Source organism: Mesorhizobium sp. AR02, from assembly GCF_024746835.1.
In the GTDB taxonomy this organism is placed as follows: domain Bacteria; phylum Pseudomonadota; class Alphaproteobacteria; order Rhizobiales; family Rhizobiaceae; genus Mesorhizobium.
Genome location: NZ_CP080531.1, coordinates 5,011,983 through 5,032,892 on the forward strand (window position 1 = coordinate 5,011,983; position 20,910 = coordinate 5,032,892).

Consider the following 20,910-nt stretch of genomic DNA (forward strand, 5'->3'; position numbering starts at 1 on the left):
CAATGCGCCATCACGGGGGGAGTCATTTGTCTGTCAGAAACGAAACGTCCACCGGTCACGAAGCGAGCGATGCCGGCTGGCTCGACCTTCATTTCGAATCGTCGCGCCCCGAATACGAGGCTGCCTTGCTCGATGCCGGTATCCGCCCGGGCTGGCGTGTGCTCGACGCCGGTTGCGGCAGCGGCGGCTTCCTGCCGCTCATCGCCAGGGCCGTCGGCCCATCCGGCTTCATCGCCGCACTCGACCTCGCGCCCGAAAACATCGCCCGGGTCGAGGCGCTCGCGGGCACGCTGTCCGAGCCGCCGGAAATTGCCACGCATGTCGGCAGCATCCTGTCGCTGCCATTCGCCGACGCATCGTTCGATTGCGTCTGGTCCGGCAATGTCATGCAGTATCTGACGCCGGCCGAGTTCGAGCTTGCCGTCGGCGAGGCCAGGCGCGTGCTGAAGCCGGGCGGCATCTTCGCCGTCAAGGATTTCGATTCGACCATCCTGCAGATCCTGCCGATGGATCGGGCCCTGTTCGCGCGCTTCATGGCAGCCAGGCTGCAGGGATTTCGCGACCGGGGCGTGCTCGGCACCGATTGCGGCTCGACGCTTCCGTCGCGTCTGCGGCAGGCGGGCCTGGAGGTCGTCAGCCGCAAGGGCTGGCTGGTCGAGCGCTGGGCGCCCGCGCCTGCCTTCACGCGTGACTATGTTCGCGACCTGCTGGCCTATCTTGCCAGCGTCGCGCCGGGCTACGCCCTGCCTGACGCCGACCAGGCCTATTGGCAGGACCTGAAGCAGCGGCCGGATCGCCTGCTCGACGATCCGGACTTCTGCTACCGCGAGTTCTTCGTCATGGCGGTCTGCCGCGTTTAGCGCTCTGCCGCGACGGCTGACGCTGTCGGCGGTTGCGCGGAACTTTCATCGAAAGTTCGTGCGTCAATGCACCACCGCCCGCAGCCGCTCGCGCAATTCGCGTGGCGCGACGTCATACCGGCTCTTGAAGGCTCGCGAAAAATGCGCGCTCGAGTTGAAGCCGCAGGCGAAGGCGATTTCGGAGATCGAGGCCGAGGCGCGGGCGGGGGACAGCAATTCTTCCTTGCTGCGCTCCAGGCGGCGGTCCCAGACGAAGCGTTCGAGTGTGGCGCCTTCGCCTTCGAAGGCGCGGTGCAGGTAGCGGCGCGAGCAGCCCATGTGACGGGCTATGTCCTCGGCCGACAGGCTGCTGCGCGCCAGGTTGGCGTCGATATAGGCGACGATGCGCTCGCGCAACGCTTCCAGCGGCGAGCGGCGGAATTCGGGCGCCATGGGCTTCGCCTGGATCAGGCCGTTGACGAGCTGGACCAGGCTGTCGCCGACGCGCCGGCTGCCGGCCTCGTCGAGCCTGTGCGCCTCGCCGATCGCCATCTGCATCAGGCCGGAGACGATGTGGGTCAGGCTGTCACCGTTGCCGGGCAGCGGCAGTGGTGCTGAAAGGCGGGCGAGCGTGTCGTCGCCGAAGGTCGAGCGCGGCACCTGTAGGATGAGCTGGTCGACATCTGAGAGGTTCTGCAGGGAGTAGCTGCGCACGGGATCATAGATGATCGCCGATTGCGGGCCGAGGTCGACGGCGACCTGCTGCTGTTCAAAGCGGCTGCGGCCCGAGAGCTGCATCAGGATTTTGAACGCGTCGGGATCGAAGCTGCGCCAGAACAGCCGGTCGTTGACCACCAGATGCGAATTGGCCTTGATCTCGGACAGCCGGCAGGCGCCGAGATTGACCGACACAAGTTGCGGGATCGACGGCACCGTGCCGCGCGGGAAGCGCTGGGTGATCGGGCCGAACAGCAGGCGCGATGTCGACAGGAAAGCCTCGCCGTCGGCGACGCTCACATGGTGGGCGGCAGCGTGCATGTGTTCCTCCTCCAAACAAGCCTTCCCGTCTTGGTGCGGGATTGTGGCGCGGGCTTATGCCCCGATGCAACGATCAAGAACTTAACATGATAATTATCTCTGCCGCAACGGTACGGATGCATGCCATTGTTCGCCGGTCAGCTCGGTGGAGATGCGGCGCCCGGCTTCGCGCGCGGCCTCTCCCTGGCGCTCGGCAATCGCGTCGTCGATGCGCGACAGCGGCGAGGCCACGGCCAGTGTGCCGATGGGGAAGCCGTCCGACCCGAGGATGGGGGCGGCGACCGAGTGCACGCCTTCCTCATAGCCCTGGGCGCTGCGCGAATAGCCGCGTGTCGCCGCCAGCCTCACGGCCCCCATCACCGCCTCGCGGCTGGTCATAGTGTGCTGGGTGAAGGCGGTCAGCGGCTTGCCGAAATGCGCTTCGATGGTTTCGGGGCGCGAGAAGGCGAGGAAGGCGATGCCGGAAGCGGTGCCGTGCAGCGGCAGGATCTGGCCGACATCGACGCTGACGCGGTTGGCCCTTGCCGACAGCTCGACATGCACGGTGAGCAGCGCGCCGGCGCTGAACTCGGAGAGATGCACGGTCTCGCCGGTCTCCAGCGCCAACTCGCGCACGATGGGAGCGGCGACGCGCACGAAGGGCAGATGCGCGTCGCGCATGCGGGCAAGGCGGGAGAGGCCGGCGCCGAGCCGGTAGCGGCGGCTCAGCGGTTCCTGCTCGATCAGCCGGTGCTCGGCCAACGCCATCAGCAGCCGCCGCGCCGTGGCCTTGTCGAGACCCGACTTGCGGGCGATGTCGGAGAGGCCGATCTCCGGCTCCTTCGGCGTGAAAAGCTCCAGCAGCGAAATCGCCTTGCCGACCGTGCTCATGGCAGAATCTCCGAGATACTTAGCGTGTGAATTAACTTGACAGCGGCCTTTGCGGCTTGCAGTCTGGCTATAACATACAAAACGTCGGTTCATATGATGAACCGATATGGGAACGTAAAAAACACGGGCAAGAGCGGTTTCGCGGCAAGGCCAAGGGTGGCGCCGCACGCAATGCCGAGGTTCGCTGGAGTGCTCTGTATGGCGCTCAACTGGCGGCGGAGTGAGGAGAGGGAGAAAAATGCCCGATAGAAGTGCCGACCTGGTTCTGACCAATGGCCGCATCTACACGCTGGATCGCAAGCGGCCATGGGCCTCGTCGGTGGCCGTCAAAAGCGGGCGCATCGTGGCGGTCGGCGAAGCGGATGCTGTTGCCGGCCTGAGCGGGTCCGACACGCGCGTCGTCGATCTCGGTGGCGCCATGCTGATGCCGGGCATTGTCGACGTGCATGCGCATCTGATGATGGGCGGGCAGGCGGAGCTTTTCGAGCTGCGCTTTGCGCCGACCTCGAGCTTCGAGACGCTGATCGCGCGCGTCGGCGAGGCGGCAGCCAAGGCGCCTGAGGGGTCATGGATCATCGGCGGCCAGTGGGGCAGCGACCTTCTGCCGAAGCTCAACACGCTGGAGGCGCTGGCCGCGCTCGACAGAGCCAGCCAGGGCCGGCCGGTGATGCTGCGCGACGACACCTATCACAACAGGTGGATCAACTCTGAGGCTCTGCGCCTTGCCGGTGTATCCGCCGCCACGCCCGACCCGGAAAAGGGCTCGATCGGCCGCGACCCGGCCAGCGGCGCGCCGACCGGCATGATGATCGAATCCGCCGCCGGCATCGTCGAAAGCACCATCGCCAGATCGGGCCATTACACCGAGGCCATGGACCGGGCGGCGATGGCGCAGTCGATCGCCACGCTCAATTCCTATGGCGTCACCGCTTTCCTCGACGCCGCCGCCATGCAGCCGATCCTGGCGGCGCTCAAAGGCCTCGACGATCGCGGCGAGCTGACCGCCTGGTCGGTGTCGGCGATGCCGGCGGTCGAGCCGTCCTTCATGTTCGGCATTGCCGGCGACGAGCTGATCGCACTGCGCGAGAATTATCGCGGCGTTCATGCGAAGCCGGACTTCGTCAAGGTGTTCCTCGACGGTGTGCCGGGCGCCCGCACCGCCGCCTTCCACGAGCCCTATACGGACGACCCGATCCTCGGCTGCTGCTTTCGCGGCTCGACCATCGTCACCGTGCCGGACCTGATCCGCTGGGTCGGCAAATGCGAGAAGCTCGGGCTCGGCGTGAAAATCCACTGCGCCGGTGATGCCGCCGTCAGCCAGGCGCTCGACGCCATCGATGTCGTGCGCTCCTTCAACGGCCCGACGAAGCTGATCCACCACATCGCGCATGCCAGCTACATCGCGCCTGACGACATTGCCCGCTTCGCCGCGCTTGGCGTCGCCGCCGACCTGTCGCCCTTCCTGTGGTATCCGACCAGCTTCCTCGAAGGCCACAAGCAGACGATGGGCGACGCGCGGGCCCAACGCTTCTGGCCGAACAAGGATCTGCTCGAGGCCGGCGCGCTGCTCGCCGGCGGGTCCGACTGGCCCGTCATGCCCAACCCCGATCCGTGGGACGGCATCGAGGGGCTGGTGACGCGCCGCAACCCGAGCGGCGAATTCAAGGGCGCCGCCTTGTGGCCAGAACAGGCGCTCGATGTCGCCACGGCACTCGAAATCTTCACCATCAACTCGGCCCGCGCGATCGGTCTGGCCGACACGGTGGGCTCGATCGAGATCGGCAAGTCGGCCGACTTCATCAAGCTCGACCGCAACGTGCTCGACATACCGGCCGACGAGATCGCCGACACCAAGGTGCTGACCACCTGGTTCGAGGGGAGGGTGGTCTATGAGCGGAACTGACCGCGCCATCCCGGTGACGGTGCTGACCGGCTTCCTCGGCTCGGGCAAGACCACGGTGCTCAACCGCTTGCTGCGCCGGCCGTCGCTGGCAGGTGCCGCCGTCATCATCAACGAGTTCGGCGCCATCGGCCTCGACCATCTGCTGATCGAGGCCAGCGAGGAACAATTTACGCTGCTCGACAATGGCTGTGTCTGCTGCACGGTGCGCGGCGACCTGGTGGCGACGCTGAAGGCGCTCGACCGGCGCAGCCGTACCGGCGAGAGCCTCACCCATGTCGTCATCGAGACGACGGGGCTCGCCGATCCCGCGCCGATCCTGCACACGCTGATGGCCGAGCCGGAACTCGCCGGCCGTTATGTCATCGCCGGCGTCGTCACCACGGTCGATGCGGTCAATGGCTGGTCGACGCTCGACCAGCACGCGGAAGCGGCCAAGCAGGTGGCGGTCGCCGACCAGGTGCTGGTGACCAAGACCGATCTGGTTTCGGCGGAAGCGCTGAGCGAATTGCAGCGCCGGCTGACGGCGCTCGCGCCGACAGCGCGGCAAAGCCTGGCGCATAATGGCGAGGCCGATTTCGACATCCTCGATATCAGGCATATTGGAACGGCAGACGATCCCGACAGGATTGCTGCCTGGCTGGAGATGGCCGACCAGGAATGCGGGCCGGATTGCGCCCACGATCACGCGCACCATCATCACCATGCCCACGCGCATCACGGCATCCAGTCCTACAGCTTCGTCATCGACGAGCCTGTCGAGTGGGCGGCCTTCGCGCGCTGGCTCGATTATGTCGCCGCGCTGAAGGGCGAGGACCTCTTACGGCTGAAGGGCCTGGTGCATGTCACCGAGCAGCCGGAGCGGCCGCTGGTGCTGCACGGCGTGCAGCATGTTTTCCATCCGCCGGTGCGGCTCGATGCCTGGCCATCGGCCGACCGGCGCACGCGGCTGGTGTTCATCGTGCGCGACATTGCGCGGGAGACGATCGCACGCACGCTGACCAAATTCGCGGCCATCGATGCCGCCAGCATCAGGGCGCCAGATCGCGCCGCCGCATGATCAGAAAATGATTCAGGAAAAACAGGGGGAGTGACTGACATGCAATGGAAATCCAGCCTGCTCGCAGCGGCCTTCGCCGGCTTGAGCCTTGCGGCAACAGCCGGCACGGCATCGGCCACCGGCCCGACCTGCAAGGACGGGACGATCAAGGTCGGCGCGGTGTCGACCATCACCGGCCCAGCCGATTTCAGCGAGGTGCCGAAGGCGACCCAGGCGGCCTTCGATGCGGTCAATGCGGCGGGCGGCATCAATGGCTGCAAGATCGATTACACGATCGCCGACGACAAGGCGGACCCGGCGGTTGCCGCCCAGGCCGCGCGCGACCTCATCGACAACAAGGAAGCGGTGGCGCTGGTCGGTTCGGGCAGCCTGCTCGACTGCGCGGTCAATTCCGCCACCTACAGCCGCAAGAAGATACTCTCGGTGCAGGGCCTCGGCGTCGACGCCGCCTGCTTCTCATCGCCCAATGTGGCGCCGGTCAATGTCGGGCCCTACACGCTGTCGACGGCGATGGCCTGGTATGCCACCAACCAGCTGAAGAGCGAGAAGCTGTGCGCCTTCTTCATCATCATCGGCGGCACCCAGGAAGCCTACAAGAAGGCGATCGAGAACTGGGAAAAGATTTCGGGCAAAAAGATCCATCTCATCGACCTGACGCTGCCTTTCCAGGGCGACCTGACGCCCTACGTCATCAAGGCGCGCGACGCCGGCTGCGACGCGGTGCTGACCAATCAGGTCGAGCCGCAAGTGGTGCAGCTGATCAAGACCGTCGACGCGCAGAAGATCACAGGCATCAACTGGCTGTTCCTGGCGCCGGGCTACACCGAGCAGGTCGCCTCGGCGCTGGCCGACACCAAGCAGCCGATCTATGTCGGCACCGAATGGGAGCCCTTCACCGAGAAGAGCTCGGCCGCCAACGCGCAATGGGCGGCCGACATGCAGAAGGCCGGCCGGCCGCTGACCGCCTTCTCGCAAGGCGGCTATCTCGCCGCCCAGCTGTTCCTCAAAGTGGTGGCGTCGATCGACGGCGAGGTGACGCGCGAGAGCGTAAGCAAGGCGCTGCACGAGATGCAGCCGATCACCAATCCGCTTTCCGGCTCACCCTATGTTTTCGGCACGGCGAAGACGCATTCGCCGATGCAGGCGACCAAGGTGATGAAGCTGGAAAAGGGCGCCTGGACGGTCGAGACGCCGGACTGGGTCGTGCTGCCAAAGGCCAAGTGAGTCCTCCCGGGCGTTGGCGCCGCTCCTCACCTGCCTGCCGGCAGGACAATGAGGGGCGGCGCCGGCCTCGACAAGAGTTCGGGCCAATGCCCGTGCACGTCTCCAAATTGGGAATCCGATGAACGCATTGCTTACATCCGCCGTGGCGGGGCTGACAGCCGGAGGCACCTATGCCTTGCTCGGCGTCTGCGCCGTCTTCACCTACCGGCTGGTCGCCGTCGTCAACTTCACCGGTGCCGCGATCGGCACGGCCGGGACCTTCGTGCTGATCGCGCTCTATGAAGCCGGTTTCCCGCTCTGGCCGTCGGTGGTGGCCGGCATTGCCGCCGGCACGGTGGCCGGCGTTGCCATCGGCTTTATCATGACGCGGTGGTTTGGCGAGGCCAGCGCCTCGACCAAGGCGGCGGTGACAGTGGCCTTGCTGGTCGGCATCATCGCCATCGGCCTGCGGCTCACCGGCGGCCAGCATCCGCATAACATGCCAGAACTGTTCCCGGGTTCCGCCTTCCGCCTGGCCGGCGTCGAGGTGACGATCGCCTCGGTGCTGACCATCGGGCTGGCAGCGCTGTTCACCATGCTTGCCGACCTGTTCCTCAACACCACCAAGGTCGGCCTCAATCTGCGCGCGCTGGCCGACCGGCCGATGGCGGCCGAACTGCTCGGCATCCGCGTGCAGCTGCTGTCGCTGCTGGTCTGGGGCATGACCGGCGCTTTCACCACCTTCGCGCTGATGATCATCGCGCCGCAGCGCTCGCCGAATTTCATGACGCTCAGCCTGCTGGTCGTGCCCGCACTTGCGGCGGCCCTTGTCGGCCTGTTCCGCAGTTTTTGGCGCACGCTGGCCGGCGGCATCGGGCTCGGCCTGGTCGAAGGCATGGCAAGCTCGGTCGACAGCATCAGCCAGTATCGCAGCGCCATCCCCTTCCTGGTCGTGCTCGCGGTTCTGCTCTGGTCGCAGCGGGAGGCCCGTTGGGATGAAGCGCGCTAGTCTGAAAGCCTCGCTGATCGTCATTGCCGTCGCGCTCGTCGCCGGCAGTGTGGCCTTGCTCGGCCTGCTGCCGTCCTACTGGGTGTTTTTGGCCACTTCGGTGCTGATCACCGGCGTGGCGCTGCAGAGCCTCGGCCTCGTCGCCGGGCGCACCGGCATGATCGCGCTTTGCCAGATGTCGTTCGCCGGCGTCGGCGCCTGGACCGTCGGCTATCTCAACCTTGCCGAGGCGCCGGGCGGGCTGCCCGTGTGGATCCTCATCGGCGGACTGGCGGCGGTGCCGCTGGGCGTCGCCATCGGCCTGCCGGCGCTGCGGTTGCGCGGCATCAACCTCGCCATCGTCACGCTGTCCTTCGCCACCGCCTTCGACACCATTCTGGCGACCATGACCTATCCCGGCCAGACCGACTTCCTGCAGGTGCCGCGGCCGGAATTGTTCGACAGCGACGAGGGCTATTTTGTCTTCGTGCTGCTGTTCTACGTGGCCGTTGCAGTGGTGCTTGAAGTGGTCAGCCGCTCTCGCCTCGGTGCCTCCTGGCTGGCGGTGCGGCATTCCGAGCGCGCGGCCGCCGCGCACGGCGTCAGCATCGCCACCGCCAAGCTGTCGGCCTTCGCCATCTCGGCCTTTATCGCCGGCATCTCGGGCGGCTTGCTCGCCGGCTATCTCGGCACGCTGGTCTCGGAAAACTTTGGCATGATGCAATCGCTGTCGCTCTATGCGGTGGCGGTCATGACTGGCGCGCATTTCGCCGAGGGCGCCATCATCGGCGGCTTGCTGGTGGTGATGTTCCCGGAAATCCTGCGCCGGCTCGATCTGCCGCAGGATATCGGCAATGTGCTGTTCGCCATCGGCGCCACGCAGGCGCTGTCGACAGGCGAGACGATGAGCGAAACGTTCCGTCGGCAAGTGCGCAAGCTGATGCCGGCGCGCGTCAAGGCGACCGCCTCGGCGCCGGCAAGCGACCTGCCGCGCCCGATCAGCCGCGCCGCCGGCCCGGCGCTCAGCATTGAAAAACTCACGGTGCGCTATGGCAGCGTGGTGGCGCTCGACGGCGTCAGCCTGACGGTCGCCGCCGGCACCGTCGCCGGGCTGATCGGCCCCAATGGCGCCGGCAAGTCGACCTTCATCGACGCCGTTGCCGGCTTCCTGTCGAGTTACGAAGGCAGCATCAAACTTGGCGGCAAGGCGCTGGAAGGCATGCCGGCGCATCTGCGCGCCCGCGAAGGCGTGCGCCGGACCTGGCAGACCAACCGCATCGCGCCGGAACTCACCGTCGGCGGCTATCTGGCGCTCGCCGCCAAGGGCCTGTCGGCAAGCGAGACCAGGGCGATCCTCGGCTGGCTCGATTGCCCCGATCCAGACACGCTGGTGGTGTCGGTCGACGCCGGCACCAGGCGCCTGCTCGACGTTGCCGGCGTGGTCGCGGCGCGCCCGGCGGTGGTGCTGCTCGACGAACCAGCCGCCGGCCAGTCGCATGAGGAGAGCGTGCGGTTGGGACAGCGTATCGCCGAGATCCCAAGACTGTTCGGCTCGGCGGTGCTGCTGGTCGAGCACGACATGGATCTGGTGCGGGCGGTCTGCTCTGAGGTCACCGTGCTCGATTTCGGCCGCGTCATCGCATCCGGCCCGCCGGCCAAGGTGCTCGACCAGGGTTCGGTGAAGAAGGCCTATCTCGGCATCGAGGAAGAGAGCGTGGCGGCATGAGCAAGCTCGTCGTTTCCAACCTGTCGATCAACCGTAGCGAATTGCCTGTGGTGTCGTCGCTCGACATAGCGGTCGAAAGCGGTGCCATCAGCGTCGTGCTCGGCGCCAATGGCGCCGGCAAGACGACGCTGCTCGAAGGCCTGTCGGGCATCATCCCGGTCGCCGGCGGCTCGATCGCCATCGATGGCCGCGAGATCCAGAAGGCGCGGCCTGGCGTACGCTCGCGCGAAGGCCTTGCCCATGTCGAGCAAGGCCGCACCGTGTTCCGGCAACTCACTACCGAGGAGAACCTCAAGGTGAGCTTGCACTCGGGCTCCGATCTCACTGAGGCCTATGCGCTTTTTCCCGAACTGGTACAGCGGCGCGCCGTCAAGGCCAGCCTGCTGTCGGGCGGCGAGCAGCAGATGCTGGTCATCGCGCGCGCCCTGCTGACGCGGCCCAAGGTGCTGCTGATTGACGAGATGTCGGCGGGCCTGGCGCCGGTCATCGTTACACGGCTGATGAGCGCGGTGCGCAAGCTTGCCGACAATGGGCTGGCAGTGCTGCTGGTCGAGCAGTTCGCGGCACTCGCGCTGTCGATCGGCAATCGCGCCTATGTCATGCGGCGCGGCCGCGTCGTCCATGACGGCGACTGCATGAAACTGCTGCAGTCGCCGGACGAACTGCACCGGCTTTATCTCGGGGGGTAGGTTCGATCAGGCAGCGCGTTTCCAGCAAGCGATGAAATGGCCTGTTTCGACTTCCCGAGCGGCTGGTTCGGCGGCATGGCAGCCGGCGTCGGCCAAGGGGCAGCGGCCGGCGAAGGCGCAGCCGCCGGGGCCGGCTTCAGTGGCGGCCTCGGCCATGGTCGTCGCCTGCCCATCGTTGGAGGACGCCGCCAGCAGCATCTGCGTGTAGGGATGGTTGGGGCCGGCAAAGATCTGGTCGGATGAACCGGTCTCGACCAGGCGGCCGCGATAGAGCACGCCGATGCGGTCGGCCATGTAGCGCACGACCCTCAGATCATGGCTGATGAAGAGGTAGGCGGTGTCCTTGCTCTTCTGCAGATCGTTGAGCAGGTTGAGCACCGTCGCCTGCACCGAGACGTCGAGCGCCGAGGTCGGCTCGTCCAGCACGACCAGCCGCGGCAGGCCGGCGAAGGCCCGCGCAATGGCTGTGCGCTGGCGCTGGCCGCCGGAGAGCGTGCCGGGCTTCTGTTCCGCCGTCGCGCGGGCAAGACGCACCGAGGCCAGGAGATCGCCGACGCGCTGCGGCACCGCGCGGCGCGGCAGGCCGGCCAGCCGCCGCAGCGGCCGGCCGAGGATGCGGCTGATGCGCTGGCGCGGGTTGAGCGTGCGGTCGGGCGACTGGAACACCATCTGCACGTCGCGCCGCTCGCTTGCCTGGCGCCGCTCGACCAGCGGCGCCACGGTCTTGCCGAACAGCGCGACCGTGCCCGCCGTCGGCGGCTGCAGGCCCGTGACGATGCGGGCCAGCGTCGACTTGCCGGAACCGGATTCGCCGATCAGCCCAAAAGTCTCGCCGCTGGCGATGTCGAGGTCGATGCCGTGCAGCACCGGCTGGCCGCCGAAGGATTGTTTGATGCCCCGGCACGAGACGGCGATTTCGCGTTGCGGTGCGGGCAGGGCGTTGTCCTCGTTCTCCCCGGCAAGCACGTCCGAAGTGAGGTCGATGGGGCTCGCATCCTCGGCCAGCCTGCCGTCGCGCTTGGTGCGGTTGAGCGTCGGAATGGCCGCGACCAGTGCCCTTGTGTAACCGTGGCGAGGGTTGTCGAACACCTCGCTTGCGGCACCGGTTTCGACAATCGAGCCGGACTGCATCACCGAGACCCGGTCGCAGGAGCGGCGGATCAGATTGATGTCGTGGCTGATCAGAAGAATGCTGGTGCGGTGCTCGCGGCGCAGATCGTCGAGGATGGCGATGATCTCGGACTGGACGCTAGCGTCGAGCGCCGTGGTCGGCTCGTCCATCACCAGCAGCGACGGGTCGAGAGCGATGGCAATGGCGATGTTGGCACGCTGCTGCATGCCGCCCGACAGTTCATGGGGATAAAGCTGTAACACCCGCTCCGGATTGGCGACGCGGACGCGGCCGAGCAGCTGTGCCGCGCGCGCAGACGCATCGTCATGATGCATCGGGCGATGGCGCAGGATGGTCTCGGTGATCTGGCCGCCAATAGTCATGCTGGGGTTCAGCGCCGAGCCCGGATGCTGATAGACGGCGGCGATGCGGTCGCCGCGCAACCCGCGCAGCTCGGCCGCCGAAAGGTCACGAATCTCCCGATTTTCGAACGCCAGTTGCGAGGCTTCGACGCGGGCATGCCTGGGCAGATAGCGCAGCACCGCCAGAGCCACCGAGCTCTTGCCCGAACCGGATTCGCCAACCAGCCCGAGCGCTTCGCCCTGGCCGATGCGGAGCGATATGTCATCGACCGCGCGATGGATGTGCCTGGCTCCGCGATAGGAAACGGAGAGGTGCTCGACGTTCAGAATCGAAGACATGGATAACCGGAAACCACTTTCTGCGCGCACGGCGATCAGGGGCAATCGCTTCCGCTTTCATGGGGAACAATCTCTATAAAATTACTCGAATTAAACCTGGGCGCAATCTAACTTTCGAGGACAGGACAATTTTCGGGGCACGGCCACAGGCCGCTGCGCCGCCGATTTTCCGCATCGAAGGGAAGGGTACCGGCATGTCGCACATGATCCTCAGCGCGTTCTTCTTCAACCCGCAGGGCGACCACCGCATGTCATGGCGCCACCCCCGCGCGCCGGGACGCGAGGTGCTCGATTTCGACTATTATCGCGAGCTGGTGCAGGCGGCCGAGCGGGCCAGGATCGACACCATCTTCGTCGCCGACCACGTGTCGATCTGGGATTCGGTCAAAAGCGGCGTCGCCCATTACGCCAATGCCCGCCTCGAACCACTGACGCTGTTGTCGGCGCTGGCTGGCGTGACCAAGCATATCGGCCTGATCACCACGGCATCGAGCTCCTACAGCGAGCCCTACAATGTTGCGCGCATGTTCGCCTCGCTCGACCATATCAGCAAGGGCAGGGCGTCATGGAATGTCGTCACCTCGGCCATGGACGAGGAGGCGCGCAATTTCGGTCGCGACGGCAATATCGAACACGCCTTCCGCTATGAGCGGGCCGGCGAATTCCTCGATATCGTCAAGGCGCTGTGGGACAGCTGGGAAGACGAGTCGCTCCTGATCAACAAGGAGACGGGCTACTTTGCCGACCCCGACAAGGTCCATCCGATCGAGCACAAGGGCAAGCACTTCAAGGTGCGCGGGCCGCTCAACGTGTCGCGGCCGCCGCAGGGCCATCCGCTGATCGTCCAGGCCGGCTCGTCCGAGGACGGCAAGAATTTCGCCACCGCCCAGGCCGATGCGCATTTCGCCATCTACAGCACCAGGGAAGACGGCATCAAATACCGTCAGGATATCAATGAGCGGCTGGCCCGCCACGGCCGGCGGCCGGAGAGCTTCAAGATCCTGCCCGGCATCCTGCCGATCGTCGCCGCCTCCGAGGCCGAAGGCCGCGACAAGCAGGAGTATCTGCAGAGCCTGCTTCCCGACCAGGTCGGCATCGACCTTTTGTCGAGCTGGAGCGGCATCGATCTTTCCGCCTATCCGCCTGATGGTCCGCTGCCGCCGCTGCCGGATGAGAGCACCTTCAATGGCGGGCGCACCTCGCTCAACCGCGTCAAGCAATGGTCGAAGCAGAATCTCAGCCTGCGCGATATCGCCCGCAAGCTGGCCAACAGCGGCTCGGTGCCGATGGTTGCCGGCACGCCGAAGCAGATCGCCGACCAGCTCGAAGACTGGTTCGTCGCGGGTGCCGCCGACGGCTTCAACCTGATGTTCCCGCTGCTGCCGGAGGACTGGGTGAATTTCGCCGAGCAGGTGGTGCCGGAACTGCAGCGGCGCGGCCTGGTCCCGACCGAATATGCGCCGGGCACCTTGCGCGACCGTTTTGGCCTTGTCCGCCCCGCCAACCGCTTCGCCGAGCAGCGCGCCAATGCGCGCGCCGTGTCCTGAGGGGATAGCCATGACCGCAGCACCAAATCTTCAACCCCGCGAAGCCACCGCTCCGCGACTCGTCAATGTGCTCCACAGCCCCAAGCGTGTGCGTGTCAAATTCGGCGGCCGCACCATCGCCGACAGCCGCAATGTGCTGGTGCTGCGCTCCAACCATTTCCTGCCGATCTATTTCTTCCCGCCGTCCTCGGTCGATCCCTCGGTCCTGAAGCCGTCGCTGCACCGCGAGCCGCATGCCGTCGGCGGCGAGACCGCCTATTGGGATATCGATAGCGGCGACAAGCGCGCCGCCAATGCGGCGTGGTCGTTCACAGCACCCCCGGATGAAAATCTGGCGCCGCTCGCCGGCCGCATCGCCTTCACCTGGAAGGCGGTCGACCAGTGGTTCGAGGAGGAAGAAGAAGTCTTCGTCCATGCCCGCGATCCCTATGCGCGCATCGACGTGCTGCAAAGCTCCAGCCATGTCCAGGTCTGGTTCGACGGCGACATCATCGCCGACAGCAAGCGCCCGGTGCTGCTGTTCGAGACCCATCTGCCGACTCGTTTCTACTTGCCTCCGGAGGATGTCCGGCTGGAGCGGCTGACGGCGTCCAATTCGGCGACACGATGTCCCTACAAGGGCATCGCCTCCTACTGGTCGGGGCTGCTGAAGGACGGTTCGGTTCGTCCCGACATTGCCTGGAGCTACCGCGATCCGATCGACGAAATGCCCAAGATCAAAGGCCTGATCGCCTTCTATCCGCAAGCGGTCGACCGCATCCATCTCGACGGCCAGCCGGCCTGACGGCGGCCCTTCCCATTCATGCCCATCTTCCCATTCAAGAAAGCGAAAAAATGACCAAACGTTCCGACATCGATTTGCTGCGCAACCAGGCCGGGCGCGACCACACTGGGCGCGGCCACAATGGCGACATCTGGAATGTCGCGGTGGACGAATATGCACAGGGCTTCCTCAAGCGCCGCGACCTCTTGAAATACGCAGCACTTCTCGGCCTCACCGGCTTTGCTGCCTCGCAGGGGCTGTTCACATCAGGCGCACGCGCTGCGACCACTGGCGGCACGGTCCGTGTCGGTCTTGGCCAGCCGACCAAGGCGATCGACCCCGTCACCATCACCGATCCGGCCAGCATCGGCGTGATCAGCCAGGTCGGCGAATATCTGATCCTCGACGATCCCAAGGACGGGTTGCAGCCGAAGCTTGCCGTGTCTTGGGAAGCCGACGAGACCGCCAAGCGCTGGACCTTCAAGCTGCGGCCGGGCGTGAAGTTCCACGATGGCCGCACCGTCACGGCCAAGGATGTGGTGGCGAGCTTCGAGCGGCTGGTCGATCCGGCCAGCGGCTCGTCCGCTCTGTCGGCCTACAAGGGCATTCTCTCCAAGGGCGGCGCCAAGGTCGTCGACGACGAGACGGTCGCCTTCGATCTCGACCAGTCGAACAGCAATTTCCCGTTCTACGTTTCCTCCGACGTCTACAATGCCGTCATCGTGCCGGCCGACTATGCCGGCGATTTCGAGAAGGCTTTCAACGGCACCGGCCCGTTCAAGCTGGAATCCTTCCGCCCCAAGCAAGGCGCCAGCTTCGTGCGCAACCCGGACTATTGGGGCGACAAGGCGCTGCCCGACCGCGTCGAGATCAAGTTCTTCGACGACGAACAGGCGCAGGTGCTGGCCTTGCAGGCCGGCCAACTCGACGTCATCCCCAGCACCACGCGGCTGGAACTGGCGATCGAGGGCAATCCCAACTTCAAGCTGCTCAGCGTGCAGGCCAGCTCGCATGATCCGGCGCATCTTAGAACCGACCAGGCGCCGTTCACCGACAAGCGCGTGCGCCGCGCTCTGGCGCTGACCATCGATCGCGAGGCCGTGGTCAAGGGCCTGCTGAAGGGTCGCGCCATCGTCGGTAACGACACGCCGTTCGCGCCGATCTTCCCCTCGGCTGATCCGTCGGTGCCGCAGCGCAAGCAGGACATCGCCGAGGCCAAGCGCCTGCTTGGCGAGGCCGGCGTGCCGAACGGCTTCGAGGTGACGCTGACCACCGAACGCGCCTACGACATTCCCGACTATGCCGTGATCATCCAGAACTTCGCCAAGAAGGCCGGTATCGACATCAAGCTCAACGTGCTGCCGCAGGATGCCTATTACGGCTCGGCGACGTTCGGCAGCTCGCCATGGCTGGATTCCAATCTCGGCATCACCGATTTCGGCCATCGCGGCACGCCCGACATCTTCCTCAACGCGACGCTGAAGAGCTCGGGTGCCTGGAACGCGGCGCACTTCAACAACCCCGCCTATGACGCGCTGCTGCTCGACTATGGCAAGGCGCGCGACCTGCAGGCGCAGCGGCTCGCCGCCGGCAAGATCCAGACCCTGCTGCTCGACGAGACGCCGCTGATCATCAGCTACTTCTCGCAATACAGCCGCATCGTCTCCTCGAAGGTCGAGGGCGTGCGTTTCACCGCGATCTCGCACTTGCTGCTCGACAAGGTGTCGTTCGTGTGACCGCCTCATTGGCGATCGTGCGGCCGCTGGCGGCACGCGCAGGCTCGCTGCTGCTGACGCTGTGGCTGGTCAGCGCACTGGTCTTCCTCGCCGGGCAGGTGCTGCCCGGCGATGTCGGCCGCGTCATGCTCGGCCCGTTCGCCGATGCGCAGGCGGTCGCCGAACTCAACCGCAAGCTCGGCACCGACCAGCCGATCCTCGCCCAGTACTGGCACTGGTTCAGCCGGGCGATCACCGGCGACTTCGGCGACTCGCTGTCGATGCGCGCGCCGGTGGCGCCGTTCGTTCTGTCGAGCATCAAGAATTCCGCGGCACTGGCCGGCGTCGTGCTGCTGTTCCTCGTGCCGATCGGCATCGGTGCCGGCGTCGTTGCGGGCCTGCGCTCGGGGAGCCTTGCCGACAGACTGATCGTGCTGACCGGCGTCTCGCTCTCGATCGTGCCGGACTTCGTCTCCGGCCTGCTGTTGCTGATGGTCTTCGGCCTGTGGCTGGCCTGGTTTCCGATCACGGGTGCGGCGCCGGATGGGTCCGGTCTCTGGACGAGCAGCTACTACCTCATCCTGCCGGCGCAGCCGCTGGTGCTGAACCTGATCGGCTATGTCGCGCGCATGACCAGGGCAGGGGTGATCGAAGCGCGCGGCGCGGACTATACGCGTACCGCGATCCTCAAGGGCCTCAGCCCTGCGCAGGTGCTGTTCAAGCATGTGCTGCGCAACGCGCTGGTGCCGACGGTGGCGGTCATCGCCACCCAGAGCGGCTTCCTGCTCGGCGGGCTGGTGGTGATCGAGGCGCTGTTCGGCATTCAAGGGCTCGGCAATCTCGTGCTGAGCGCGGCCAAGGCACGCGACTTCCCGATGCTCGAGGCCGGCGTGCTGGTGATGGCTGCGATTTTCGTGTCGACGGCGGCGATCGGCGATCTCCTGCAGGCGCTGCTCGATCCGCGCCAGCGCCGGCGGAACGCGTCATGACCGATCTCGCCCAGTCTCCCATGCGCAGCGACATCAGGCTTTCCTGGCTCGGCCGCCTGCGTGGTCTTCTGCCCAATGTGGCGCCGTCGACGGTGATCGGTTCGGCGGTGCTTCTGTTCTGGGTCGCCTGCGCTGTGTTCGGCTCGCAATTCGTGCCGTTCGATCCCTATGCCGAGGATTTCCTGTCCATGATGACGCCGCCCGACGCGGTGCACTGGTTCGGCACCGACCAGCTCGGGCGCGACGTGCTTTCGCGCATCGTCGTCGGCTCGCGCGACATCCTGCTGGTGGCGCCGCTGGCGACATTGGCTGGTGTGACCACAGGCAGCGTCATCGGCCTGGTGCTCGGCACCTTCGGCGGCCTGGTCGATGCTATCGGCGCGCGACTGCTCGATGCCGTCATGTCGCTGCCCTTCATCGTGCTGGTGACGATGGCGCTGGTGGCGATCGGCCCGTCCAACCTCACCGTCATCCTGGTGATCGGCCTTGCCTATGCGCCGCTGGTGGCGCGCACCGTGCGCACCGCCGCGCGCGAACAGCGCGAGCGCGACTATATCAGCGCCGCGCGGCTCGCCGGCGAAGGACGGCTGGCGATCATGTTCGTGGAGATCCTGCCCAATGTCCGGGAAACCATCCTGATCGAGCTCATCACCCGGCTTGGCTACGCCTTCTTCTCGATCGCGACGCTGAGCTTCCTCGGCCTCGGCATCCAACCACCATCTGCCGACTGGGGGCTGGCGATCGCCGACGGCTACGGCTTCCTCACCGGCGGCAAATGGTGGGTGGTCGTGTTCAATTCGGCCGCGATCATCTCGCTGGTGATGGCCACCAACCTCATTGCGCAAGGGATTGGCGCCTTTGAGAACAGCGACAAGTAGGCGGTAATAGAACAGGTTGATCGGCGCGGGGCTGACTCTTTTCCCGAGGCTCAAACGTCTTTGCTACAGTGAAACATTGGAGCAAGGTAAATGAGCCTCAAGGACAAGAAAATCGTGGTTACTGGCGGCAGCCGTGGGCTGGGCCTCGGATTGGTCGAAGCGCTGGTCGAGCAAGGTGCTGAGGTGACCGTCGTTGCGCGCGGCGCCGAGGCGCTGGAGGCGGTTGGTTCGCGGCTCGGGGTCGCTACCATTTCCGCTGATGTCACCGACGAGGACGCGGCCTATCGCATCCTTGGCAAGGTCCGCCCCGACATACTGGTGCTGAATGCCGGTGCGAAACCCCGAATGGGGCGATTGGACCAGCTTAGGTGGGAGGATTTCTCCATCGCCTGGGAGACCGACGTCAAGGCCGGGCTGTACTGGCTGCAGGCGGCACTGAACCTGCCGCTCAAGCCGGGCAGCCGCGTGCTGGTGGGGTCGAGCGGCGCTGCCGTTACCGGATCGCAGATGTCTGGCGGCTATGGCGGTTCCAAGCGTATGCTCTGGTTCATGGCCAAATACGCCAATGGGGTCTCGCAGGAGAAGAAGCTCGGCATCTGCTTCCAGGCAATCCTGCCGCGCCAGATAATTCTCGGAACAGGGATCGGGGACGAGGCGGCTGATGCCTATGCAGGCTCGATGGGCATCACGCCGGAACAATTCGTGACCCGCTTCGGCGCGCCGATGCCGCCCCGCGCGTTCGGCGACAGGGTGGTTTCGGTGCTGGAGGACCCGCAATATGCCGAGGGCGTCGTCTTCGGCCTCAATGGCGATGCCGGCGTCACGATCATGGAGGGTGCTGCGGCTTGAGCGGCGGGAAGCCTGGCGTGGAACGCGACCGACGCGAAGGGCTGCTTGCCCTTGCCGCCGCGTTGCGGCCGGAACTGCACCGCTATTGCGCGCGGCTCATGGGCTCGGTCATCGACGGCGAGGACGTCGTGCAAGACACCTTTGCCCGAGCCTCCGTTGCGCTGGACGAACTGAGCGAGGCGGCGCAGCTTAGGCCCTGGCTGTTCCGCATCGCTCACAACCGGGCGCTGGACCTGCTGCGCAGCCGCGCGATCCGTATAGCTGAGCCCATCGAGGCGGCATTTGAAATTGCCGACGACAGCAAACCCGACCCCGTGGAGATCCTGATGCGCAGGGAGGCGGTAGGGACTGCTGTGTCGCGCTTCGTGGAGCTTCCGGTGGTCCAGCGCAGCGTCATCATCCTCAAGGATGTGCTCGACGAACCGCTGACCGAAATCGCCGCTTTGCTTGGCATTACAGTCGATGCGGTCAAAGCGCATCTGGCACGCGGCCGCGCCCGACTTCGGGAGATCAACGCCCAAGCCAGCCAGCTTCCCGATGCGCGCATCGCGTCGGCCGCCGTGGTGCGTTACGTCACCCTGTTCAATCAGCGCGACTGGGACGGATTGCGCGCGCTGCTTGCCGAGGACGTAAGACTTCAACAGTCCATGCACCCGCCGCGCTCCGGTGCCGCCGACGTCGGTACGTTCTTCACCATCTATGCCAGGAGCGATGAGGTATGGCTCAAGCCGGGCTGGGTCGAGGGCCGCGAGGTGATTGCGGTGTTCCAGCACAGGACCGACACGAAGCCTGTTCATTTCATGTGGCTGGACTGGCGCGACGGGCGGATCAGCTTCATCCGAGACTATCGTTATGTCGGCTATATCACCGACGATGCCGGGCTGGTGCTGGCACGGGAAACCGGATCTTGGGATCGCGGAAGCAGGTTCTGATCCGCTTGGGCGATGCTGACGACACCAAATGCCAGCAAATCGTTCCACCAGTTCGTTGGACGAGCGCTAATCGAGCAGGCCCTGGATGGTGGCCGCGACAGCCGCCGGGGCATAGGGCTTGGGCAGGAAGACACCGCCGCTCGGCATCGCGTCCCGGGCCGGCTGTTGCTTGCCCGAGGTGATGATGATCTTGACCGGCGGCCAGCGGTCGCGCACGGCGGCCGACAGGCGCAGGCCATCCATCGAACCCGGCATGTCGATGTCGGTGAACAGGATGGCGATGTCCTGGCGGGCCTCCAGCAGGCGGATCGCCTGGTCGGCATTGCTGGCTTCCAGCACATCGTATCCCGCCTCGCGCAGTTCGTCGGCGATGGCGAACAGCAGAAAGGCTTCGTCTTCGACGACGAGGACGGTGACGAGGCTCTGAGTGGTCATGGCACGCCCTATGTAGTCAGTAAAGTGCTGTCGGCAATTGGGGTGCCGGTGCGTTCAACACACATTCGACGCCGTCGGGGTGGAAGTCGATCCGGACCGACCCGCCGAAATCGGTGCCGAAGACGCGCTCGATCAGGAAGCGGCCGAAGCCGCGCCGGCTGGGCGGCGTCACCGGCGGGCCGCCGCTCTCGCGCCAGCGCCAGAGCAGCCGCTTTTCGCCCGATGCCTCGGCCGACGGCTGCAGCGACCATTCGATGACCACCTTGCCTTCCGGTGCCGACAGGGCGCCATATTTCAGCGCGTTGGTGGCCAGCTCGTTGACGGCGAGCGCCAGCGTCAGCGCCATCTTCGGGTTGATCGGCAGCGCCGGGCCGGAAATCGAAATCTGTTCGAGCGGGAAGGTGGCGATGGTGTTGTCGACCACCTCGCGGATCGAGGCGCTGGTCCAGCGGGTCTTGTTCAAAACGTCATGGGCGTTGGCGAGCGCGCGCAGGCGCTCGTTGAAGGTGGCGCTCGCGGTGGCGATGTCGGTGTTGCGCAGCGTCTGCGAAGCGATGGCCGCGACCATCGCCAGGATGTTCTTGATGCGATGTTCGAGTTCGTGGGTCAGCAGTTCCTGCCGCGCCTGCGCCTCGCGCCGGTCGGTGACATCCTGCATGACACCGAACATCTTGACC

General features: G+C 65.8%; 19 protein-coding genes. 14 read left to right on the top strand and 5 right to left on the bottom strand.

Going from position 1 to position 20,910, the window contains the following annotated elements; translation table 11 throughout:
* Positions 1 to 26 precede the first annotated feature (26 nt).
* Positions 27 to 860: a class I SAM-dependent methyltransferase gene (locus tag DBIPINDM_RS28290; RefSeq protein WP_258582277.1), complete on the top strand. Its 834-nt coding sequence runs from the start codon at positions 27 to 29 to the stop codon at positions 858 to 860.
* 63 nt (positions 861 to 923) lie between these two features.
* On the opposite strand, the gene DBIPINDM_RS28295 is transcribed toward DBIPINDM_RS28290, so the two are convergent.
* A complete protein-coding gene (locus DBIPINDM_RS28295) occupies positions 924 to 1,877 on the bottom strand; it encodes a helix-turn-helix domain-containing protein (protein WP_258582278.1) in 954 nt (317 codons plus the stop codon).
* 93 nt (positions 1,878 to 1,970) lie between these two features.
* The gene (locus DBIPINDM_RS28300) at positions 1,971 to 2,747 is read right to left on the bottom strand and encodes an IclR family transcriptional regulator (protein ID WP_258582279.1); all 777 of its coding nucleotides are present in this window, start codon (positions 2,745 to 2,747) and stop codon (positions 1,971 to 1,973) included.
* A 238-nt stretch (positions 2,748 to 2,985) separates the two neighbouring features.
* Between DBIPINDM_RS28300 and DBIPINDM_RS28305 the strand changes: the two genes are divergently transcribed.
* The 6 genes from DBIPINDM_RS28305 to DBIPINDM_RS28330 all read left to right on the top strand — a co-directional run bounded on the left by DBIPINDM_RS28305 (position 2,986) and on the right by DBIPINDM_RS28330 (position 10,313).
* Positions 2,986 to 4,650: an amidohydrolase gene (locus DBIPINDM_RS28305; RefSeq protein WP_258582280.1), complete on the top strand. Its 1,665-nt coding sequence runs from the start codon at positions 2,986 to 2,988 to the stop codon at positions 4,648 to 4,650.
* The gene (locus tag DBIPINDM_RS28310; RefSeq protein WP_258582281.1) at positions 4,637 to 5,707 is read left to right on the top strand and encodes a CobW family GTP-binding protein; all 1,071 of its coding nucleotides are present in this window, start codon (positions 4,637 to 4,639) and stop codon (positions 5,705 to 5,707) included. The genes DBIPINDM_RS28305 and DBIPINDM_RS28310 overlap by 14 nt, the downstream gene beginning before the upstream one ends.
* A gap of 39 nt (positions 5,708 to 5,746) precedes the next feature.
* Entirely contained in the window at positions 5,747 to 6,931 is a 1,185-nt protein-coding gene (locus DBIPINDM_RS28315) for an ABC transporter substrate-binding protein (protein WP_318036905.1), read from the top strand.
* A 118-nt stretch (positions 6,932 to 7,049) separates the two neighbouring features.
* Positions 7,050 to 7,919 (top strand): branched-chain amino acid ABC transporter permease, encoded by an 870-nt coding sequence (locus DBIPINDM_RS28320; protein ID WP_258582282.1) that lies wholly within the window; start codon positions 7,050 to 7,052, stop codon positions 7,917 to 7,919.
* The gene (locus DBIPINDM_RS28325) at positions 7,906 to 9,624 is read left to right on the top strand and encodes an ABC transporter permease subunit (protein ID WP_258582283.1); all 1,719 of its coding nucleotides are present in this window, start codon (positions 7,906 to 7,908) and stop codon (positions 9,622 to 9,624) included. The genes DBIPINDM_RS28320 and DBIPINDM_RS28325 overlap by 14 nt, the downstream gene beginning before the upstream one ends.
* Positions 9,621 to 10,313 carry an ABC transporter ATP-binding protein gene (locus DBIPINDM_RS28330; protein ID WP_258582284.1) on the top strand — a complete coding sequence of 231 codons (693 nt, stop codon included), beginning with the start codon at positions 9,621 to 9,623 and terminating at the stop codon, positions 10,311 to 10,313. Before DBIPINDM_RS28325 ends, DBIPINDM_RS28330 begins: the two co-directional genes overlap by 4 nt.
* Before the next feature lie 6 nt (positions 10,314 to 10,319).
* Here DBIPINDM_RS28330 and DBIPINDM_RS28335 read toward each other — a convergent pair whose 3' ends face one another.
* Complete coding sequence (locus tag DBIPINDM_RS28335) at positions 10,320 to 12,125, bottom strand: ABC transporter ATP-binding protein (protein ID WP_258582285.1); 1,806 nt, start codon at positions 12,123 to 12,125, stop codon at positions 10,320 to 10,322.
* Positions 12,126 to 12,319: 194 nt separating this feature from the next.
* Here DBIPINDM_RS28335 and DBIPINDM_RS28340 point away from each other — a divergent pair, with 194 nt between their 5' ends.
* The 7 genes from DBIPINDM_RS28340 to DBIPINDM_RS28370 all read left to right on the top strand — a co-directional run bounded on the left by DBIPINDM_RS28340 (position 12,320) and on the right by DBIPINDM_RS28370 (position 19,798).
* Positions 12,320 to 13,672, top strand: a complete 1,353-nt coding sequence (locus DBIPINDM_RS28340; protein WP_258582286.1) for an LLM class flavin-dependent oxidoreductase — start codon at positions 12,320 to 12,322, stop codon at positions 13,670 to 13,672.
* A gap of 10 nt (positions 13,673 to 13,682) precedes the next feature.
* Entirely contained in the window at positions 13,683 to 14,456 is a 774-nt protein-coding gene (locus DBIPINDM_RS28345) for a DUF427 domain-containing protein (protein WP_258582287.1), read from the top strand.
* Positions 14,457 to 14,506: 50 nt separating this feature from the next.
* Positions 14,507 to 16,171, top strand: coding sequence for an ABC transporter substrate-binding protein (locus DBIPINDM_RS28350; protein ID WP_258582288.1), 1,665 nt, complete (start codon positions 14,507 to 14,509; stop codon positions 16,169 to 16,171).
* A gap of 14 nt (positions 16,172 to 16,185) precedes the next feature.
* On the top strand, positions 16,186 to 17,139 hold the full coding sequence (locus tag DBIPINDM_RS28355; RefSeq protein WP_416361795.1) for an ABC transporter permease: 954 nt from the start codon (positions 16,186 to 16,188) through the stop codon (positions 17,137 to 17,139).
* On the top strand, positions 17,136 to 18,017 hold the full coding sequence (locus tag DBIPINDM_RS28360; protein ID WP_258582290.1) for an ABC transporter permease: 882 nt from the start codon (positions 17,136 to 17,138) through the stop codon (positions 18,015 to 18,017). The genes DBIPINDM_RS28355 and DBIPINDM_RS28360 overlap by 4 nt, the downstream gene beginning before the upstream one ends.
* A gap of 90 nt (positions 18,018 to 18,107) precedes the next feature.
* The gene (locus DBIPINDM_RS28365; protein ID WP_258582291.1) at positions 18,108 to 18,866 is read left to right on the top strand and encodes an SDR family NAD(P)-dependent oxidoreductase; all 759 of its coding nucleotides are present in this window, start codon (positions 18,108 to 18,110) and stop codon (positions 18,864 to 18,866) included.
* Positions 18,863 to 19,798: a sigma-70 family RNA polymerase sigma factor gene (locus DBIPINDM_RS28370; protein WP_258582292.1), complete on the top strand. Its 936-nt coding sequence runs from the start codon at positions 18,863 to 18,865 to the stop codon at positions 19,796 to 19,798. Before DBIPINDM_RS28365 ends, DBIPINDM_RS28370 begins: the two co-directional genes overlap by 4 nt.
* A gap of 66 nt (positions 19,799 to 19,864) precedes the next feature.
* On the opposite strand, the gene DBIPINDM_RS28375 is transcribed toward DBIPINDM_RS28370, so the two are convergent.
* Entirely contained in the window at positions 19,865 to 20,233 is a 369-nt protein-coding gene (locus DBIPINDM_RS28375; protein WP_258582293.1) for a response regulator, read from the bottom strand.
* A gap of 16 nt (positions 20,234 to 20,249) precedes the next feature.
* Complete coding sequence (locus DBIPINDM_RS28380; protein WP_258582294.1) at positions 20,250 to 20,891, bottom strand: sensor histidine kinase; 642 nt, start codon at positions 20,889 to 20,891, stop codon at positions 20,250 to 20,252.
* Positions 20,892 to 20,910 lie beyond the last annotated feature (19 nt).

Coding starts and splice junctions, on each gene's coding strand:
- DBIPINDM_RS28295 (WP_258582278.1), bottom strand. CDS start 1,877: ATGCACGCTGCCGCCCACCATGTGAGCGTCGCCGACGGCGAGGCTTTC.
- DBIPINDM_RS28300 (WP_258582279.1), bottom strand. CDS start 2,747: ATGAGCACGGTCGGCAAGGCGATTTCGCTGCTGGAGCTTTTCACGCCG.
- DBIPINDM_RS28305 (WP_258582280.1), top strand. CDS start 2,986: ATGCCCGATAGAAGTGCCGACCTGGTTCTGACCAATGGCCGCATCTAC.
- DBIPINDM_RS28310 (WP_258582281.1), top strand. CDS start 4,637: ATGAGCGGAACTGACCGCGCCATCCCGGTGACGGTGCTGACCGGCTTC.
- DBIPINDM_RS28315 (WP_318036905.1), top strand. CDS start 5,747: ATGCAATGGAAATCCAGCCTGCTCGCAGCGGCCTTCGCCGGCTTGAGC.
- DBIPINDM_RS28320 (WP_258582282.1), top strand. CDS start 7,050: ATGAACGCATTGCTTACATCCGCCGTGGCGGGGCTGACAGCCGGAGGC.
- DBIPINDM_RS28325 (WP_258582283.1), top strand. CDS start 7,906: ATGAAGCGCGCTAGTCTGAAAGCCTCGCTGATCGTCATTGCCGTCGCG.
- DBIPINDM_RS28330 (WP_258582284.1), top strand. CDS start 9,621: ATGAGCAAGCTCGTCGTTTCCAACCTGTCGATCAACCGTAGCGAATTG.
- DBIPINDM_RS28335 (WP_258582285.1), bottom strand. CDS start 12,125: ATGTCTTCGATTCTGAACGTCGAGCACCTCTCCGTTTCCTATCGCGGA.
- DBIPINDM_RS28340 (WP_258582286.1), top strand. CDS start 12,320: ATGTCGCACATGATCCTCAGCGCGTTCTTCTTCAACCCGCAGGGCGAC.
- DBIPINDM_RS28345 (WP_258582287.1), top strand. CDS start 13,683: ATGACCGCAGCACCAAATCTTCAACCCCGCGAAGCCACCGCTCCGCGA.
- DBIPINDM_RS28350 (WP_258582288.1), top strand. CDS start 14,507: ATGACCAAACGTTCCGACATCGATTTGCTGCGCAACCAGGCCGGGCGC.
- DBIPINDM_RS28360 (WP_258582290.1), top strand. CDS start 17,136: ATGACCGATCTCGCCCAGTCTCCCATGCGCAGCGACATCAGGCTTTCC.
- DBIPINDM_RS28365 (WP_258582291.1), top strand. CDS start 18,108: ATGAGCCTCAAGGACAAGAAAATCGTGGTTACTGGCGGCAGCCGTGGG.
- DBIPINDM_RS28375 (WP_258582293.1), bottom strand. CDS start 20,233: ATGACCACTCAGAGCCTCGTCACCGTCCTCGTCGTCGAAGACGAAGCC.
- DBIPINDM_RS28380 (WP_258582294.1), bottom strand. CDS start 20,891: ATGCAGGATGTCACCGACCGGCGCGAGGCGCAGGCGCGGCAGGAACTG.